This is a genomic window from Staphylococcus sp. HMSC056G08 (assembly GCF_001812305.1).
In the GTDB taxonomy this organism is placed as follows: domain Bacteria; phylum Bacillota; class Bacilli; order Staphylococcales; family Staphylococcaceae; genus Staphylococcus; species Staphylococcus simulans.
In genome coordinates, this window is the sequence record NZ_KV808446.1 from 92,932 (window position 1) to 109,573 (window position 16,642).

Genomic DNA, 16,642 nt, shown 5'->3' on the forward strand with positions numbered 1-16,642 from the left:
TGAAGACAACATGGAAATACTTTGGTGGCAGATTTTATTATTAACCTTGTATGCAGGGTATCAAATCCTAGATGAAATCCAAATTTATTCATCTTTAAGCCAACCTGTATTTGCGGGATTAATCGCCGGTTTGATTATGGGCGATGTGACAACAGGGTTGATTATCGGCGGTAGTATGCAATTAACGATTTTAGGTGTAGGGACATTCGGGGGTGCATCAAGAATTGATGCCAACTCTGGTACCTTACTTGCGGTCGCATTCTCAGTAGCACTTGGAATGAACCCGCAACAAGCTTTAGCAACATTGGCCGTGCCAGTTGCGAGCTTAATGATTCAAACAGATATCTTAGCACGTTTTGCTAACACATTCTTTGCGCATAGAATCGATGCGAAAATCGAATCATTTGATTACAAAGCAATTGAAAGAAACTATTTATATGGTATGATTCCTTGGTCATTATCAAGAATGATTCCAGTATTCTTAGCATTAGCTTTTGGTGGCGGCGTAGTTAAAGCCGTTGTAAATTACTTGAACTCAGATTTGAAATGGTTAGGTGATGGTTTAACTATTGCCGGTGCCGTTTTACCAGCCGTAGGTTTCGCAATCCTTTTACGTTATCTACCTATTAAAAAACATTTCCCATACTTCATTTTAGGTTTCGTATTAACAGCATTATTCGTAACTGTATTTGATGGTATGACTGGACTTGGTACAGCAGTAGCTGGCTTAGATAAACACTTCGGTATTAAATTCACTGGTTTATCAATGTTAGGTATCGCATTGATCGGTTTCGCGTTTGCGGCAATTGAATACAAACGTACATCAGAAAGCCGTCCAGTACCGCAGTATGGTGGCGCAGCTCAGAATAATAACAGCGAAGGAGAGATTGAGGATGACGAACTCTAATAATCAAAACGGCACATCTTATAAATTAACCAAAAAAGATTTTAATCAAATCAATCGCCGTAGCTTATTTGCCTATCAATTAGGGTGGAACTATGAACGTATGCAAGCCTCTGGTTATTTGTATACTATCCTTCCGCAATTAAGAAAGATTTATGGCGACGGCACACCAGAACTTAAAGAAATGATGAAAACTCATACACAATTCTTTAACACAAGTAACTTCTTCAATACCATCATCATGGGTATTGATATCGCAATGGAAGAGAAAGAAAAAGTAAAAGCTAAAGACTCAGTACAAGGTTTGAAAGTTGGTTTGATGGGACCATTCGCCGCAATCGGTGACTCAATCTTTGCCTCATTAATCCCGACAATCTTCGGTGCCTTAGCTGCCAACATGGCAATCAACGGTAACCCGATCGGCGCATTTATCTGGTTAGCAGCTCAAATCGCCGTTATGGTATTCAGATGGAAACAATTAGAATTCGCGTATAAAGAAGGGGTATCCCTTGTTACGACAATGCAACACAGACTTGAGAACTTAACGAACGCAGCTACATTGCTCGGGGTCTTCATGGTCGGAGCTCTCGTCGCCACGATGATTAAAGTGAAGTTCGCTTGGATGCCGCACATCGGTAAATTGACAATTGATGTTCAAAACAATATCGATATGATTTTACCTAAATTATTACCACTTGGTATCGTATTAGCAATTTACTGGTTACTTGGACGCAATAAAATGAGTTCAACTAAAGCCATCTTTATCGTATTAGTTGTATCAATTATCTTATCTGCATTAGGCATTATCGGTAAAGCTTAATTCAAAGGTGGAAACAAAGAGATGAAAAAATTAATATTAATCAGTCATGGCGCATTTTGTGAAGGTTTAAAAGAAAGTGCAGAAATGATTTTAGGCGAACAACCTGATATCGTCCCTGTCCCATTATTACCAGAAGAAAGCGCAGAGGACTTCCAAGCAAAATTACTTGCGGAAATGGCCAAAGAAGACGGCTTTACAGTCTTTGCGGATTTAATGGGCGGTACACCTGCCAATGTTGCGGCTAAATTATTAATGCAAGGTCAGCAGTTTGATTTATATGCTGGTATGAACTTGCCGATGATTGTCGCATATGTAAATGGTGAACTCTTAGGAGAAGCACAAGATATCGTTGGAAAAACGAAAGAGTATATTGTGAAAGTAAACGATTTATTATTATAGATTACGAATAAGAAGGTAGAAACATGTCAGAATATGTAATTAGCAACGCTAAGATTTACAGTGAAGATCAAGTGATTGAATCAGGATATGTCCATATTAAAGACGGTAAAATTGAAGCAGTAGAAAGTGGTGTGTATACAGGCCCGCTTACTCAACATGATGCGGAAGGTAAAATCTTACTTCCAGGATTTATAGATATTCATATCCACGGTGGATATGGCAATGATGCGATGGATGCATCTGTTGAAGGGTTGCAACACTTAGCTGAGAATTTACTAAGCGAAGGGACCACTTCTTTCTTAGCGACAACAATGACACAATCTGAAGAAAATATTAATAAAGCGTTAGAATCAATTGTTGCGTATAAAGCAACACAAAACAGCTATAATGCTGCGGAAATTGTCGGTATCCATTTAGAAGGACCGTTTATTTCAGAACATAAAGTCGGTGCACAAAATCCAGCCTACGTACAACAACCAAGTGTTGAGAAACTGAAACATTTCCAAGAAACAGCAGATTATAATATCAAAATTCTCACTTTCGCTCCCGAAGTGGAAGGTGCTGATGTTATGTTAGAAGCTTTTAAAGATGAGATTATCTTCTCTATCGGCCATACGACAGCAGACTTCGACCAAGTCAATGCCGCTGTAGCCAAAGGCGCAAAACACATTACTCATCTATACAATGCAGGTACACCATTCTTACACCGTGCCCCTGGTGATTTCGGTGCTGCCTGGACGAATGATGATTTAAGTACAGAATTGATTGCAGACGGTGTACACTCTCATCCGGCATCTATTAAAATTGCCTATAAAATGAAAGGTAATGAACACTTTTATGTGATTACAGATGCGATGCGCGCGAAAGGTATGTCAGAAGGCGAATACGACCTTGGCGGCCAAACTGTCGTAGTGAAAGGAAAAGAAGCAAGATTAAAAACAGGTTCTCTTGCGGGTAGTATATTAAGAATGAATCAAGGACTTAAAAACCTACTTGATTTTACAGGTGACACTTTAGAAAACGCATGGAGAACAACGAGTTTGAACCAAGCGAAAGCACTCAAAATAGATAATCAAAAAGGCAGTATCAAACCAGGCAAAGATGCAGACCTCATTTTAGTAGATGAAGACATCAACGTTCTGACTGCCATTAAAAAAGGAAAAATCCATTCCTTTAGTTAAAAAATAATCCAATAAAACCCCAACCCCCTAGTGAATATAAGATGATTCATCAACAATCATCACAGTACCCGGTTCCTAAGTAGTCATAGGAGCCGGGTTTATTGTATTTTGTAAATGTAAGCCTTTACATTTATACTAGGATACATTAAAATAAGAATCAGTTTTAACTTAAACGTTTAAGGAAGTAATCAATATGAACAATAATCCAACACTTCACGACGTCGCAAAAGCAGCAGGTGTTTCTGTAGCAACCGTTTCAAATGTGATGAATGGTAAAAAAGGACAAGTCAGCGAAAAAACGAAAGCGAAAGTAGAAGCAGCTGTTGAGTCGCTGGGTTATCAACCTAATACGTATGCCCGTCAGTTAAAAAGCGGCCAGAGTAACTTGGTTGCCTTTATTGTCCCTGACCAAAACCCATTCTTTACGGATATTTTGAACGGTTTAACTACAGTGTGTTTAGAACACAACTTGCAAGTGATTGTGATTTCGTCAGAAGAAAGTGAACAACGACAAAATGAATTGATAGATTTATTTGTGAAACAACGTGTCAATGCGATTGTGTTAGCACCTGTTTCGTCGCACCTGACATTAAAAGATGAATGGAAAAAGACACCGATTGTGACAGTAGACAGAACGATAGAAGCGAGTGATGTGCCAAGTGTCACAGTGAATAACCAAGCAGCGGGTTACCAAGCAACTAAACACTTATTGGAGTTAGGCCACACGTCTATTGCGATTTTATTGGCAAATCCTAATATCAGTACAACTACCCATAGACAAGCAGGATATGAACAAGTGTTAATGGATAACCGGTTAACAGTTGATGCGCGTTTAATGAGTTTTAGTGATGATAAATTGGGGACTGAGGCTCAGATAAGAAGCGGGTATCTTGCGACTAAGCAATGGCTGACTTCAAAAGATGCGCCAAGTGCGTTAATCGCAACGAACTATTTATTGATGATCGGTGCGTTACAAGCCTTTAAAGAACTGGATATTCAAATCGGCAAAGACATTTCATTTATCGGTTTTGATAATAGTCATTGGAACGAAATTTATTCACCGGCAATTACAGTAGTAGAACAACCAGCAAGTAAACTCGGTGAATGTGCAGCACAACTAATCATTGAAATGAACAACGATGAACTTGCAACTTCGGTAGAGTTATCGACGCATTTAGCCATAAGAGCATCGTGCGCTAAGAAAAATGAACGCTAGTTCGTTCTTTTTTCTTAACGTCAAACTTAAACGTTTAAGTTAGTTATAAATGAGGGGGAAATCTATAATGACGATAGAGAAAAATAGAAAGTTATGGATGGGAATACCAACAGTTGTATTCTTAGGTATTATCGCAATCTTTATTTTTATGACAGGAGACGGTATTGAACAAGCCTTCTTGTCTAAATACATCGTAGATATTGGATTCAGCAAAAGCCAAGCATCATTAGTCTTTGCGGTATATGGTGTGATGGTAGTAGTGGGTTCATGGTTAGCGGCAGTCTTATCTGACGTATATGGACCAAGAAAAGTAATGACAAGCGGTGTTGTATTATGGATTGTCTTCCATGTACTCTTCTTGACGTTTGGTTTGCAAGTTGAAAATTACAACATGATGTTATTGATGTACGGTATCAGAGGTATCGCATATCCATTATTCTTATACGGTTTCTTAGTATGGGTGACATACATTACAAATAAAGCACGTCTTGCGACAGCAATCGGTTGGTTCTGGGCGATGTTCTCAGTAGGTATGGGTGTCGTAGGTTCATACTTACCAAGTTTCACAATTCCATATATGGGCTTCATGGGAACACTATGGCTATCTATCGTATGGATTATGATTGGCGGTATTATTGCTTATATCGCAGTAGGTAAAGACAATGTGAAACCTAACGCAGATTTAGCAGTAAGTGATCGTTATAAGAAGGTGCTTAAAGATATCGGTGTGGTTTATAAGAACCCTGAAATTATTAAAGTATTCATTGTAAGAATTATTAACCAACTATCACTCTTTGGATTAGTGATTATCTTCCCAGTTTTATTTACAGATGAAATCGGCTTTACGATGCAACAATGGTTATGGATCTGGGGTACAATGCACGTCACTTGTATTGTTGGTGACGTATTCTGGGGTATTACTGCAGACAAAATCGGTTGGAAACGCCAAGTCATGTGGTTCGGTTGTGTCGGTTGCGGTATCACAACACTGACATTCTATTACTTACCGATGATTAGCGGAGACGTATTCTTGATCGGCGTATTATGTGCTGTATTATTTGGTATTACACAATCAGCATTCGTTCCGATTTTCGCGATTTTCACAGCGTTAGAACCAAATCATATTGGTGCAACATTATCTTCACATAACTTAGCAGCTGGTTTAAGTAACTTCTTACCATCTGTGATTGCGACAGTATTATTACCAGTCTTCAATGAAATCGGTGTAGTATGGGCATTCGCATTATTATACTTCTTTGGTGCTGTATTGACGTACTTCATCAAAGTACATCAACCAGGATTAAAAGAAAAACCGCGCAAAGTGATTCAAGCTGAAAATGTAAATATTTAAAAAGGTAGATGAAACATATTGAAACCACTTGTTTTAGGTATAGATTTAGGAACAAGCTCAGTTAAAGTGATTGCGGTTGACCAACAAGGTTCGATTGTGACATCAAGCAGTGAACCTATCAGTATTTCACAACCGCAAAATGGTTATAGTGAACAAAACCCAGATGAATGGGTACAAGCAACAAAACAAGCAATTCAAACACTGACAGATCAGTTAGACGACAGTCAGTACCAAATAGAAGGTATGTCTTTCTCGGGCCAAATGCATGGCTTAGTGTTATTAGATAAAGATAATTATCCTATTCGCCCAGCTATCTTATGGAACGATACCAGAAACACTGAACAATGTGATGAAATTAAAGCACAGTTCGGAGATAAATTACTGGGCAATCCCATTTTAGAAGGCTTTACGTTACCAAAATTATTATGGGTGAAAGCACATGAACCACAACACTTTGAGAAAGCTGAAACATTCATTCTTCCAAAGGATTATGTCAGATATGCATTAACTGGCAAGGTTCAAATGGAGAAATCTGATGCATCCGGTACACTGCTTTACAACAGTGAAAGTGAAGCGTGGGATAAAGAAACAAGCACGTACTATGAGATTAAACATTTACTTCCAGAACTCGTTAATTCAACAGATGTAGTGGGTGAAGTAACTGAAACAGTAGCGCAAGAATTAAACTTACCAACTTCAACAAAAGTGATTGCGGGTGGCGCTGACAATGCATGTGGTGCACTCGGTGCCGGTATTATCGGTGAAGGAGATGCGATGTGCAGTATCGGTACGTCTGGTGTAGTACTTGTTTGTCAGAAAGACTATAGTGATTATCAAAATAATATTCATTATTTTAAACATGTCACACCGGATATCTCTTATGCGATGGGGGTTACGCTTGCTGCAGGCTTCAGTTTAGACTGGTATAAACGTAATTTCTATGCAGAACAAAGTTTTGAGGACATTACAAAAGATGCGGAAAGCTCATCACCAGGTGCGAATGGTTTAGTATTCACGCCTTACTTAATGGGAGAACGTACACCGCATGGCGATGCAAAAATTAGAGGCAGCTTTATCGGTATCAGTGGTAAACAAACACGTGCAGATTTCTCACGTGCAGTGATTGAAGGCATCACGTATTCGCTTTATGAATCATTAGATTATATCAGACAGTTTTATCCAGCGATCCACACCATCACTTCAATTGGCGGCGGCGCTAAAAGTGATTTCTGGTTACAACTTCAAGCAGATGTCTTCAACTTAGAAGTTAAGAAATTAAAACACGAAGAAGGACCAAGTATGGGCGCAGCAATTCTAGCTGCATATGGTGTTGGTTGGTTCGATTCATTAAAAGACTGTGTTGAAACCTTTATTCAATACGACACGACATTCAAACCAAATACACAAAAACATAAAATTTATGAACGTTACTTCAAAGTGTATCAAGGCGTTTATCAAAATACGAAACAGATGACAGCGGATCTGTTATCAATTCAACAAAATCACGGGGGTTATACAGATGACAAATAATATTCCTGAAACAATGCAGATAGCTTTATTAAATAAACCATTCGATATTGAAATCAAAGAAGTCGATGTACCTAAATTAGGACCGAAGGAAGTCTTAGTTAAAATGATGGCAGTGGGTGTTTGCGGTTCTGACGTCCATTACTATGAACATGGTAAAACCGGTGATTTCATTGTCAAAGAACCATTAATCTTAGGTCACGAATGTGCCGGTATGGTTGCGGCAGTTGGTGAAGATGTGACGAAGTTTTCAGTAGGTGACAGAGTCGCGGTAGAACCAGGTGTACCTTGTGGTAAATGTGAACAATGTCAAAAAGGGCAATACAACTTATGTCAAGATGTTGAGTTTCTAGCAACACCACCGATTGATGGTGCATTCGCACAGTACATTGCACATCCAGAAGACTTCTTATTCCCAATTCCAGATTCATTATCTTATGAACAAGCATCATTAAACGAACCATTCTCAGTAGGTATTCAAGCTTGTAAACGTGCAGGTGTTCAACCAGGTTCAACAGTCGTGATTACAGGCATGGGTCCAGTTGGTTTAATGGCGGTTGTGGCAGCTAAAGCATTTGGTGCGACACGTATCATCGTGACTGACTTAGCAGATATTCGTTTAGAAGAAGCGTTAAAACTTGGTGCGACTGAAACAATTAATATTTCTAAAGAAGATCCAGTAGAACGTATCCAAGAAATTACAAACGGTAAAGGTGCAGACTATGCCTTTGAAACAGCAGGTCATCCAGCAGCACTACAATCAGCTGTACAATCTCTAGCAGTAGGCGGCAGCTTATCTATCGTTGGTCTACCACAACAAGAGGAAATTGCGTTAAACATTCCATTCATTGGTAACCGCGAATTAAATATTTATGGTGTCTTCCGTTACGCAAACACTTATCCAATGGGTATTGAAATGCTAAACAATACAGACGCAGATTTAGACTCAATGTTCACAGATTCATATGAACTTAAAGATACAAAAGCGGCATTAGAAAGAGCCCTCAACAACAAACAAGGTTCATTAAAAGTGATGGTTTATCCTAACGGTTTCTTAGACTAATATAAAGATCAAATAGCCTCGTCCAAAAAAGCGGACGAGGCTATTTTTATAACTATCTGTCTTCATCATTACGCTTCACAAAAAACCTTAATATTACTGCCAACACTAATAATACTATAGTTACAACAGCTTTTATGAATGCGCTGATAGGCAAGAATAAAACAATCAAAATTATAACGAATCCTATGAGATAAAGTGTTTCTTTCTTTTTGGTATTCAAGTGGCATTCACCTCAGTAGTTTTATTTTTCAAAGATAGGTGCACAGGCGCCTACAATTGTTGCGATACCGAAGAAATCTAATAAAGCTTCTTTAACATCTGGTCCAGCCGCTTTTGCAGCTTGTGCTGCGGCGTTCTTAACAGCGCTTTGTTTACTATGACCAAGTTTTCTTAACTGTTTATATGCTCCAGACATCTTCTTAACAAACGTTAATGTGCCCCCGGCAGCTTTTAAAGCAGACTTTACTTTTGCGATTTTAGCAGGTGTAAAATTAGTGACAAGCGCATATCCTATTGCTCCTGTACAAGCTGCATAATTACTGACACTTGCTCCGTAAGTTTGAACACCTACTCCTTGTTCATTTAAGTAGTTTTCAATTGCGGGTTTTCCTTCATTAATAACAGAGTCTGGCATGTGTTCAATAGCAGATAATGTCCTAGTTAAACCTTCCATACCTAATTCTTCATTAGTATAAAGGCTTGAGGATTCGTTTTCACTAGATATTTGTTCAACAGCATCTACAAAAGTTTGACTTGTTACACTGAATAATACAGTTAAAGCAGAAAGTGAGAAAGCAACTTTTTTAAAATTCATGGTTAGGCCTCCGTTTATTAGCAAACATCCCTAACATCCCATTCCAATAATATCACTTAAATAATAACAATATATAAATTTACTATTAATTCCATAAAAAATTAACATAAATATATAATGTAAATATCAACTTTTTAACATAAGAAGATAGAAGGAGTAGTAAGAATTGTTGTGAGTTAGCAGAGAGAGCCAGCTACTTTATTAGAAATCATTATATTATAGGGGGGTGAACCTTTAATAGAAATGCTAAATTTTTAAACTGAAACATTATTTCTTGTTTTTTTGTAAATAATATATCAAAACATTTGATATTGTGTAATACTAAAAAAGAAGATTAGTGTTTAGGAGATGGTATAAATGGTAGAAATTATTTCAGCAATCATCGGGGCTATTACAACATGTGTCATTACAATTTATGGTATTAATTTGCAGTTTGAAAAACAAAAGCGAGAACAAGAAGTGGCTTATAGAAATGATTTAGTCAGTATGCTAGATATTTTGGTGTTTCAAGTAGCCAAAATAAGAAATAACCAACTTACATTTGATATGTCGAATTTAAATAGACAAACGACTAATGAAATATTAAGTGAGGTTGCAGATGATTATAATGCGTATGATATGCATCTACAAAACTTGGTCTTAATGATGAGTCATCATATAGACGAATCTAATAAAGATATACAAGAAATTATGAAAATTAATCAAGATTTAGTTGATAAATATAGAAAATTTGATAAGAGTGCCAAAATATATAAAAATCAATACGATCAACCAAGCTGCGACAAAAATATAGTTGTAAGATCAAAAATCAATTTAGATGTAACTGTTGGAGAGTTCATTGATGGTATAACTAAATTTGGTTTAGAGCGATATAGTCATAAGCTTTATAGACCTGCATTGATAAAGGTATTAGATAAAAATGATGGCGATAAATATAAGCAATATAACGCAAAGAAATATGATAAAGAATAAAAACTGATAACATAAAAAATACCGTATAAAGTTTTCACTTTTTAAGTGTCTGCTTTATACGGTGTTTTTCAAAATGTTAAATCATTGCCTTTCATTTACTCTGCTTTCTTCCGCTTCTTCACCATCTTCATTATCAATGGATATGTTAATGAAAGTACTGTCATAATCGTCAACACAATACTGATCGGTGACCCGAAGAAAATATCGAACACATTATTATTGCTGGTAATTAAGCTTTTACGGAAGTTCTGTTCCATATCTGATCCGACAATAGCTGCCAAGATGAGCGGAGCCATCGGGAAGTCTAAAAGTTTTAAACCTAAACCTAATAAACCAAAGATTAATAAAATATAGAAATCTACAACACTATAACCTAAAGTGTATGTACCTAAGTAAGCTAACACTAAAATAATTGGATAAAGTACTTTAGGCGGTGTACGTAAAATCTTAAGTAACACACCTATGAGTGCGATGTTGATAATCACTAAGAAAATATTACCGATAAACATACTGTTAATAAGTGTCCAAATGGTTTCTGGTTCATTTTCAAAAAGTAAGGGACCAGGTTGTAAACCTAATATAATAACTGCACCTAAAATAACAGCGGTTGTTCCTGAACCAGGTACACCCATCGTAAGTAATGGAATCAGTGCACCGACTGAAGCAGCGTTGTTAGACGCCTCAGGTGCCGCAACCCCCTCAATCGCACCTTTACCAAAGTCTTTACCATTCTTGTTCACTTGCCGCTCAGTAGAGTAACTCAACATAGAAGCGATAGAACCACCAGCACCTGGTAAGACACCAATGACGAATCCAATTGGACTTTGTCTTAACATAGTCCACCATGTCCGCTTCCAATCCGTCTTAGTCAACTTCATTGATCCTAATTTCGCATCAGGCGGCTTCAATGCTTCTAGATGCATATAGTTATACAGCACTTCTGCCACCGCATAGACACCGATAATCACAACTAAGAAGTTAATCCCTTCACTTAGGTGTGGAATATCGAAGGTGAAGCGGTAAACGCTTGTTTGTAAATCGACGCCGACTGTACTGACCATGAGTCCAATCGCAGTAGCGATAAAACCTTTGACCATTTTACCGATAGATAATGAGACAATCGTCGATAATGTAAATAAGAATAATACAAAGTATTCACGCGGTCCGAATTGAAGTGAGAAATCTGATAGTGGTTTGGCGAGTACAATAAACCCGACAACTGCCACAATACCACCGATGAGTGAAGCGACTGCGGAAATCGTTAAAGCTTTGCCCGCTTCCCCATTTTTAGTCATAGGATATCCATCGAAAGTAGCCGCAATCGCAGAACCATCACCTGGTGTATTCAGTAAAATAGAACTACGCGATCCCCCATACATCGCGCCATAATAAATCGCAATCATTAAAATCAAGGCACTGACAGGTTCCATACCGAATGTCACAGGAATTAACACTGCAACTGCGGTCGCTGGACCTAACCCCGGCAGCATGCCTACAATTGTCCCTAAAAATCCGCCGATTAACACCCATAATAGATTCATAGGATGAAAGGCAGTTGTGAGACCTTCTAAGAACGTATTGATATCTCCCATATTGCTCCCCCTTGTCTTATGGTAAACTCACATCTAATAATTGAGAGAAGGTATACCATGTAATCCCTGAAAATACGAGCGCCACAATGATATTTTGAAGCCAGTGTTTCACCCCATTGATTAAAAACAAGACGCCTCCTAAGAAGAGGATTGTTGAAATCAAGAAACCTAAGCGTTCAAAAATCAATGCGTAAATAATAATCATTACTACTGTTGCGCCTAAGCGTATTAAGGTTTTCTTTTGAAGTAACAAGTCTAGAATTTCAAAATGCTCATGTCTTTTTTTATATTCTTGGAAGAAATAAATCACACTCATCACAATCAATAACACTGAAATGAGCAGTGGAAAGTACATTGGACTGTTTGGATCACCAATGCGTGAACGTTGTACATTCAGCGTTAAAACTAAATAGATGATGCCTAATAACGTAAGTAAAATAGGCGGCATTAAACGAGCCATACAATTCCCCCTTAGAAACCAGCATCTTTAATCAGCTGATCATATTTTTTGCGTTGCTCTTTTAAGAATTTTTCAGATTCAGCACTATCTTTGTAGAAGTTATCCCAATCATTGTTTTTACGTAATTCTTGCCATTGTTTAGAATGTACGACTTTACGCATGGTCTTATCCCAATAAGCACGTTCTTCTTTTGTCATATCTTTCGTCCCCATGACACCGCGCCAATGAGGGAACACCATATCGACACCTTGTTCTTGCCAAGTCGGCACATCCTTAATGCCTTCAAGTCGTTCATCAGATGACACTGCTAACATTTTCAGTTTATGTACTTGATGTTGCTCTTTAACTTCTGATACTGCTGTAGAAGCGACATCTACATGACCGCCAAGTAGGGCAGTTTGTAAATCTCCGCCACTCTTATACACTAAGAAATCAAGTTTATCGACATCTACACCATATTGTTTCGCTGCTTGTACGAATGCAAGGTGGTCGTTATTTCCTAAACCAGGTGCGACACCGATTGTCAGTGATTTCGGATCTTTCTTGAGCTTTTCCATCACTTCTTTACCAGAGTTCAAATTAGATTTATTTGATGCGGTTAAACTAATCCATTCAGTTGCCAGAATCGCAATAGGAGTGAAGTCATCATCTCCAAGGTCACTTAACCCTAATTCTTTATTAGACAGTAATAGACTTGAGTTAATGGCGATCGTATTTGGTGAACGTGATTTTAAGTATTGCCAACCGACTTCACCGCCGCCTCCAGGCTTATTCACAACTGTAATGTTTTGATTTGTCAGCTTTTCATCTAACATGACTTTCTGAATTGCGCGTGCAGTGGTGTCCCAGCCACCGCCTGGTGAAGCGGGTGCTATAATCTCAACAGTTTCATCAGGAAACGTATTGGATTTTGCGGTTTTCGTATCATCAGATTTACCGCAGCTCGCTAAAATAACTGTCATGGCTAACACGAAGTACCCCAATCTTCGCATAAAAATCCCCCTTTGTTTAAAAATATTCAATTTTACGATAATTTATCACAATTTTCAAAATTTAACAATGATAGTTAGATGTAATTATTATATAAATAACTAAGGGTATAAATTATAAAATATATATTGGAATCTGTGAAAATAAATGAAAACTTGAGGTTATCATCTTTAAGTGTCTGTGAGGCTGATATTAAATTCTCAAAATGTTTCGTAATAAAAATTAAATAATGATGTAAATGTTTTTAATGATGAATTGTGATTATGTTCTGTTTATGGTTTAATGAAACAAACGCTTATATGAAACAAGCGGGAAGGGGATTATTAATTTCACATGAAAACCAGGAAAGAAAAACATAGAAATATAGTTTATTTCACTTCGGTAGGGATTATCCTGCTGGCGACTTTAGTTGCGGGCATTTTCCCGAAACTATTCGGAAAATATGCGCAGAGTACGTATGATGTCATCGCAGGGGCATTTGGATGGCTCTTCTTAGTCATTATTGTCGTACTGGATATTTTCTTAATCGCTTTAGCCGTTTCACGATACGGCCGCTTCAAACTCGGCGCAGATGACTCTGAACCAGAATTCTCATTCATGTCTTGGATTGGGATGTTATTCTCAGCAGGACTTGGTGTTGGGATTGTCTTCTGGGGTGTAGCAGAACCGCTGACACACTTCTTACACGCACCATTCCCAGGTGTTAAAGATCAATCTGCAGAATCTGCACGTTTAGCTATGGGTTATACCTTCTTCCACTGGGGTATCTCACAATGGTCTATCTTCGCAATGGCAGGTTTAACAGTAGCGTACTTCCAATTCCGTAAGAAACGTAACGGATTAATTTCTACAGCTATGGAACCAGTCTTTGGCGAGGCTTATCCAAGACCTTTACGTAACTTGATCGATATTCTCGCAATTATCGCGACAGTTATGGGGATTGCGACATCTATCGGTTTAGGTATTATGCAAATCAGTGGTGGATTAAATCATGTCTTTGATGTACCGAATACGAATGTGACTAAAGTTGCGATTACAGTCATTATGGTATGTATCTTCTTAGGATCAGCACTTACAGGTTTAAACCGAGGTGTTAAATGGTTGAGTAATATCAATATCGGACTTGGGGCAATCTTATTGATATTCATCTTAATCTTTGGTGATTTAAAATTCGTGTTAGAATCTTATACACTTGCGATTTCAGATTACTTAACACACTTTATTCAATATAGTTTACGTATCAATCCATACACAGGTGATAACAGTTGGGTTCAACAATGGACAGTCTTCTACTGGGCATGGGTCATTGCTTGGTCACCATTTATCGGTGGTTTCGTTGCCCGTGTATCACGTGGACGTACAATTCGTGAATTCGTCATTGGTGTATTAATCATTCCACCATTAATTTCATTCACTTGGATTGCTGGATTTGGTGGTACGGCATTAAAAATTGCATTAACACAAAATACAGGTATCGAGAAAATTGTAGATAAAGATTATTCAGTCGCATTATTCGAGTTGTTGAAACAATTCCCAATTTCAGATATCACAAGTATTCTAGCCATTGCCTTAATCTTTATCTTTATTGTGACAAGTGCTGACTCTACAACACACATTGTCGCAAGTATGGCGACAGGCGGGGTTGATAACCCTAACGTAAAAGATAAAGTTATTTGGGGCTTATTAATCGGTGCGATTTCAGTCACAATGACTATTGCAGGTGGTTTAACAAGTTTACAAACTGCTTCACTTGTGACAGGCTTACCATTCTCTATCATCTTAGTGTTGATGATCTTTGCGATTATGGGTGCCTTACGTCGAGAACCGACAAAACACTTCCAGATGTCATATATTGATGACGAAAAAGACTTCTCTATTCCATTAGAGAAACGTGAGAAAGAAATTCAAAAAGAACAAGAAGCGCAAGAACAAGCGCGACAAGAAGAACAAGAGAACCAACATAAAGAAGATTAAAATTTAGAGATAAAGTGATAGCCGCTTCGCACGATGGGTGTGTGAAGCGGCTATTATTTATTGTATGATTTAAATAACTATTACATATTCTAATAAAAAGTGAATGCATCTAATCAATTAGTAGAGCACACTTAATCAGATAAAAAAGCTTAAAGAAAGAGAGAAGGACAACCATGATTAAAACGTTAAAAATCATCGCTTTTATTTTTTCAATTAGTTATTTAACCCTATTTATTACCAAGTTTGTTTACCAACCCATTTTAAGTGAAAAGATTGAAGGTTTCGCAACACTAATCATTATAATACTGGTTCTGGTAATTGCGGTAAGTGAAAAATTAAGTAAAAAAGACAAAGCATAAAACGTTTCGCGACATCACGAGGCGTTTTATGCTTTGTGTTTATTCCGATAGTGACTGATCCCATAAGCAATTAATATCACCCATAATAAAATATCAAAAGGATGAAGTAATGCCTGAAGGACAGACTTATGTTCAATAAAAATACTATCAAGTATCTTAAAGATTTGAAGTAGAATCATCGCAATAATGACATAATACAAAGGCTTTCGCTTAACTGTACAGTAAATAATGAAGCTTAAGACAACTATGGGAATAAGGATAACGCTCAATGTATAAATCATATGTTATGCATACCTTTCTTTATCTAAACTTATAAATAGCATCGTATTTGATTTATGAATACAAGCACATACTCAGATATTTAACTTAGACATATACTGTCATCTTCATAAAAATATTTGTAAAAATTGCAAGTATATTTATATGTAAGTGTACTTGCAATTTGGCTATAAAAATAAAGAATTTTATTATGTCATAATGTAAAGTAAATTGAACCATAATATAATAAATGCATGAGAAAGTTGAATAGATGGTGGCAAATCTAATTTAAAGGAGGTGATGCCTATAGTATCGCTGAATTTAGAAAGGAAATGCCTTAAATGACAACATTTGAAGTCATAGTATTGCTACTGGCATTTGGTGAATTTATACTAAATCTAGTCTCTACTATTACGAAACTTGTTGAAAAAAGAGATAAAAAATAAGCCATCTTTCTGCTTTGACTAAGGAAATGGCTTATTTTAAAAATTTTCTATGTCACCGTCTTTGAAACGGTCTCAAAGAGTCGTGTACAAGCACGGCTCTTTTTTATTACATTTATATTATCGCACAACACGCATAAGAAGTACAACTAGAATAGTTTATGAGTTACTGAATTTAGAAAGGAAATGCTTTATGAGTGTATTTGAAGCTATAAGTATAATGATTGCGTTCTGTGATTTGCAGTTCACAATTCTAGTATTTATCTTTTTGTACATTTCTAATAGAAAAAAATAAACCATCTACAAACTTTGACAAGTC

The 16,642-nt window shown here is 37.2% G+C and carries 16 protein-coding genes; 12 read left to right on the forward strand and 4 right to left on the reverse strand.

What is annotated here, in order from left to right; translation table 11 throughout:
- Nucleotides 1–10: 10 nt before the first annotated feature.
- The 8 genes from HMPREF2846_RS02805 (at nt 11) to HMPREF2846_RS02840 (ending at nt 8,461) form a co-directional block, all read left to right on the forward strand.
- Nucleotides 11–907 carry a PTS mannose/fructose/sorbose/N-acetylgalactosamine transporter subunit IIC gene (locus HMPREF2846_RS02805; RefSeq protein ID WP_070625607.1) on the forward strand — a complete coding sequence of 299 codons (897 nt, stop codon included), beginning with the start codon at nt 11–13 and terminating at the stop codon, nt 905–907.
- Entirely contained in the window at nt 894–1,724 is an 831-nt protein-coding gene (locus HMPREF2846_RS02810; protein ID WP_023014770.1) for a PTS system mannose/fructose/sorbose family transporter subunit IID, read from the forward strand. Before HMPREF2846_RS02805 ends, HMPREF2846_RS02810 begins: the two co-directional genes overlap by 14 nt.
- Nucleotides 1,725–1,745: 21 nt before the next feature.
- The gene (locus HMPREF2846_RS02815; protein WP_002480156.1) at nt 1,746–2,123 is read left to right on the forward strand and encodes a PTS sugar transporter subunit IIA; all 378 of its coding nucleotides are present in this window, start codon (nt 1,746–1,748) and stop codon (nt 2,121–2,123) included.
- A gap of 23 nt (nt 2,124–2,146) precedes the next feature.
- Entirely contained in the window at nt 2,147–3,304 is a 1,158-nt protein-coding gene (nagA, locus tag HMPREF2846_RS02820; protein WP_070625609.1) for an N-acetylglucosamine-6-phosphate deacetylase, read from the forward strand.
- Between the two features lie 193 nt (nt 3,305–3,497).
- Complete coding sequence (locus HMPREF2846_RS02825; RefSeq protein WP_070625612.1) at nt 3,498–4,520, forward strand: LacI family DNA-binding transcriptional regulator; 1,023 nt, start codon at nt 3,498–3,500, stop codon at nt 4,518–4,520.
- Nucleotides 4,521–4,587: 67 nt separating this feature from the next.
- Nucleotides 4,588–5,871 (forward strand): MFS transporter, encoded by a 1,284-nt coding sequence (locus HMPREF2846_RS02830; RefSeq protein ID WP_070625614.1) that lies wholly within the window; start codon nt 4,588–4,590, stop codon nt 5,869–5,871.
- Between the two features lie 15 nt (nt 5,872–5,886).
- Nucleotides 5,887–7,401, forward strand: a complete 1,515-nt coding sequence (xylB, locus tag HMPREF2846_RS02835; protein WP_176745464.1) for a xylulokinase — start codon at nt 5,887–5,889, stop codon at nt 7,399–7,401.
- Nucleotides 7,391–8,461: an NAD(P)-dependent alcohol dehydrogenase gene (locus HMPREF2846_RS02840; protein ID WP_070625618.1), complete on the forward strand. Its 1,071-nt coding sequence runs from the start codon at nt 7,391–7,393 to the stop codon at nt 8,459–8,461. Before xylB ends, HMPREF2846_RS02840 begins: the two co-directional genes overlap by 11 nt.
- Nucleotides 8,462–8,702: 241 nt before the next feature.
- Here HMPREF2846_RS02840 and HMPREF2846_RS02845 read toward each other — a convergent pair whose 3' ends face one another.
- Entirely contained in the window at nt 8,703–9,275 is a 573-nt protein-coding gene (locus tag HMPREF2846_RS02845; protein WP_083309961.1) for a hypothetical protein, read from the reverse strand.
- Between the two features lie 357 nt (nt 9,276–9,632).
- Here HMPREF2846_RS02845 and HMPREF2846_RS02850 point away from each other — a divergent pair, with 357 nt between their 5' ends.
- Nucleotides 9,633–10,247 (forward strand): hypothetical protein, encoded by a 615-nt coding sequence (locus HMPREF2846_RS02850; RefSeq protein WP_060804728.1) that lies wholly within the window; start codon nt 9,633–9,635, stop codon nt 10,245–10,247.
- 95 nt (nt 10,248–10,342) lie between these two features.
- On the opposite strand, the gene HMPREF2846_RS02855 is transcribed toward HMPREF2846_RS02850, so the two are convergent.
- From HMPREF2846_RS02855 to HMPREF2846_RS02865, 3 genes are read right to left on the reverse strand one after another with little or no spacing between them, the layout of a single operon-like run.
- Nucleotides 10,343–11,839, reverse strand: a complete 1,497-nt coding sequence (locus HMPREF2846_RS02855) for a tripartite tricarboxylate transporter permease (protein WP_070625620.1) — start codon at nt 11,837–11,839, stop codon at nt 10,343–10,345.
- A 16-nt stretch (nt 11,840–11,855) separates the two neighbouring features.
- Entirely contained in the window at nt 11,856–12,299 is a 444-nt protein-coding gene (locus HMPREF2846_RS02860; RefSeq protein ID WP_002480147.1) for a tripartite tricarboxylate transporter TctB family protein, read from the reverse strand.
- Between the two features lie 11 nt (nt 12,300–12,310).
- The gene (locus tag HMPREF2846_RS02865) at nt 12,311–13,291 is read right to left on the reverse strand and encodes a tripartite tricarboxylate transporter substrate binding protein (RefSeq protein ID WP_070625622.1); all 981 of its coding nucleotides are present in this window, start codon (nt 13,289–13,291) and stop codon (nt 12,311–12,313) included.
- A 331-nt stretch (nt 13,292–13,622) separates the two neighbouring features.
- Between HMPREF2846_RS02865 and HMPREF2846_RS02870 the strand changes: the two genes are divergently transcribed.
- From HMPREF2846_RS02870 to HMPREF2846_RS14900, 3 genes are all read left to right on the forward strand, one after another.
- On the forward strand, nt 13,623–15,263 hold the full coding sequence (locus HMPREF2846_RS02870) for a BCCT family transporter (protein WP_002480145.1): 1,641 nt from the start codon (nt 13,623–13,625) through the stop codon (nt 15,261–15,263).
- Between the two features lie 173 nt (nt 15,264–15,436).
- Entirely contained in the window at nt 15,437–15,622 is a 186-nt protein-coding gene (locus HMPREF2846_RS02875; RefSeq protein WP_070625624.1) for a hypothetical protein, read from the forward strand.
- A gap of 599 nt (nt 15,623–16,221) precedes the next feature.
- The gene (locus HMPREF2846_RS14900) at nt 16,222–16,326 is read left to right on the forward strand and encodes a putative holin-like toxin (protein WP_107529461.1); all 105 of its coding nucleotides are present in this window, start codon (nt 16,222–16,224) and stop codon (nt 16,324–16,326) included.
- Nucleotides 16,327–16,642 lie beyond the last annotated feature (316 nt).

Bases quoted from the DNA above. Each gene is read 5' to 3' on its own strand.
- HMPREF2846_RS02840 (WP_070625618.1), top strand. From the start codon at position 7,391: ATGACAAATAATATTCCTGAAACAATGCAGATAGCTTTATTAAATAAA.
- HMPREF2846_RS02875 (WP_070625624.1), top strand. From the start codon at position 15,437: ATGATTAAAACGTTAAAAATCATCGCTTTTATTTTTTCAATTAGTTAT.
- HMPREF2846_RS02855 (WP_070625620.1), bottom strand. From the start codon at position 11,839: ATGGGAGATATCAATACGTTCTTAGAAGGTCTCACAACTGCCTTTCAT.
- HMPREF2846_RS14900 (WP_107529461.1), top strand. From the start codon at position 16,222: ATGACAACATTTGAAGTCATAGTATTGCTACTGGCATTTGGTGAATTT.
- HMPREF2846_RS02830 (WP_070625614.1), top strand. From the start codon at position 4,588: ATGACGATAGAGAAAAATAGAAAGTTATGGATGGGAATACCAACAGTT.
- HMPREF2846_RS02845 (WP_083309961.1), bottom strand. From the start codon at position 9,275: ATGAATTTTAAAAAAGTTGCTTTCTCACTTTCTGCTTTAACTGTATTA.
- nagA (WP_070625609.1), top strand. From the start codon at position 2,147: ATGTCAGAATATGTAATTAGCAACGCTAAGATTTACAGTGAAGATCAA.
- HMPREF2846_RS02850 (WP_060804728.1), top strand. From the start codon at position 9,633: ATGGTAGAAATTATTTCAGCAATCATCGGGGCTATTACAACATGTGTC.
- HMPREF2846_RS02815 (WP_002480156.1), top strand. From the start codon at position 1,746: ATGAAAAAATTAATATTAATCAGTCATGGCGCATTTTGTGAAGGTTTA.
- HMPREF2846_RS02860 (WP_002480147.1), bottom strand. From the start codon at position 12,299: ATGGCTCGTTTAATGCCGCCTATTTTACTTACGTTATTAGGCATCATC.
- HMPREF2846_RS02805 (WP_070625607.1), top strand. From the start codon at position 11: ATGGAAATACTTTGGTGGCAGATTTTATTATTAACCTTGTATGCAGGG.
- HMPREF2846_RS02865 (WP_070625622.1), bottom strand. From the start codon at position 13,291: ATGCGAAGATTGGGGTACTTCGTGTTAGCCATGACAGTTATTTTAGCG.
- HMPREF2846_RS02825 (WP_070625612.1), top strand. From the start codon at position 3,498: ATGAACAATAATCCAACACTTCACGACGTCGCAAAAGCAGCAGGTGTT.
- HMPREF2846_RS02870 (WP_002480145.1), top strand. From the start codon at position 13,623: ATGAAAACCAGGAAAGAAAAACATAGAAATATAGTTTATTTCACTTCG.
- HMPREF2846_RS02810 (WP_023014770.1), top strand. From the start codon at position 894: ATGACGAACTCTAATAATCAAAACGGCACATCTTATAAATTAACCAAA.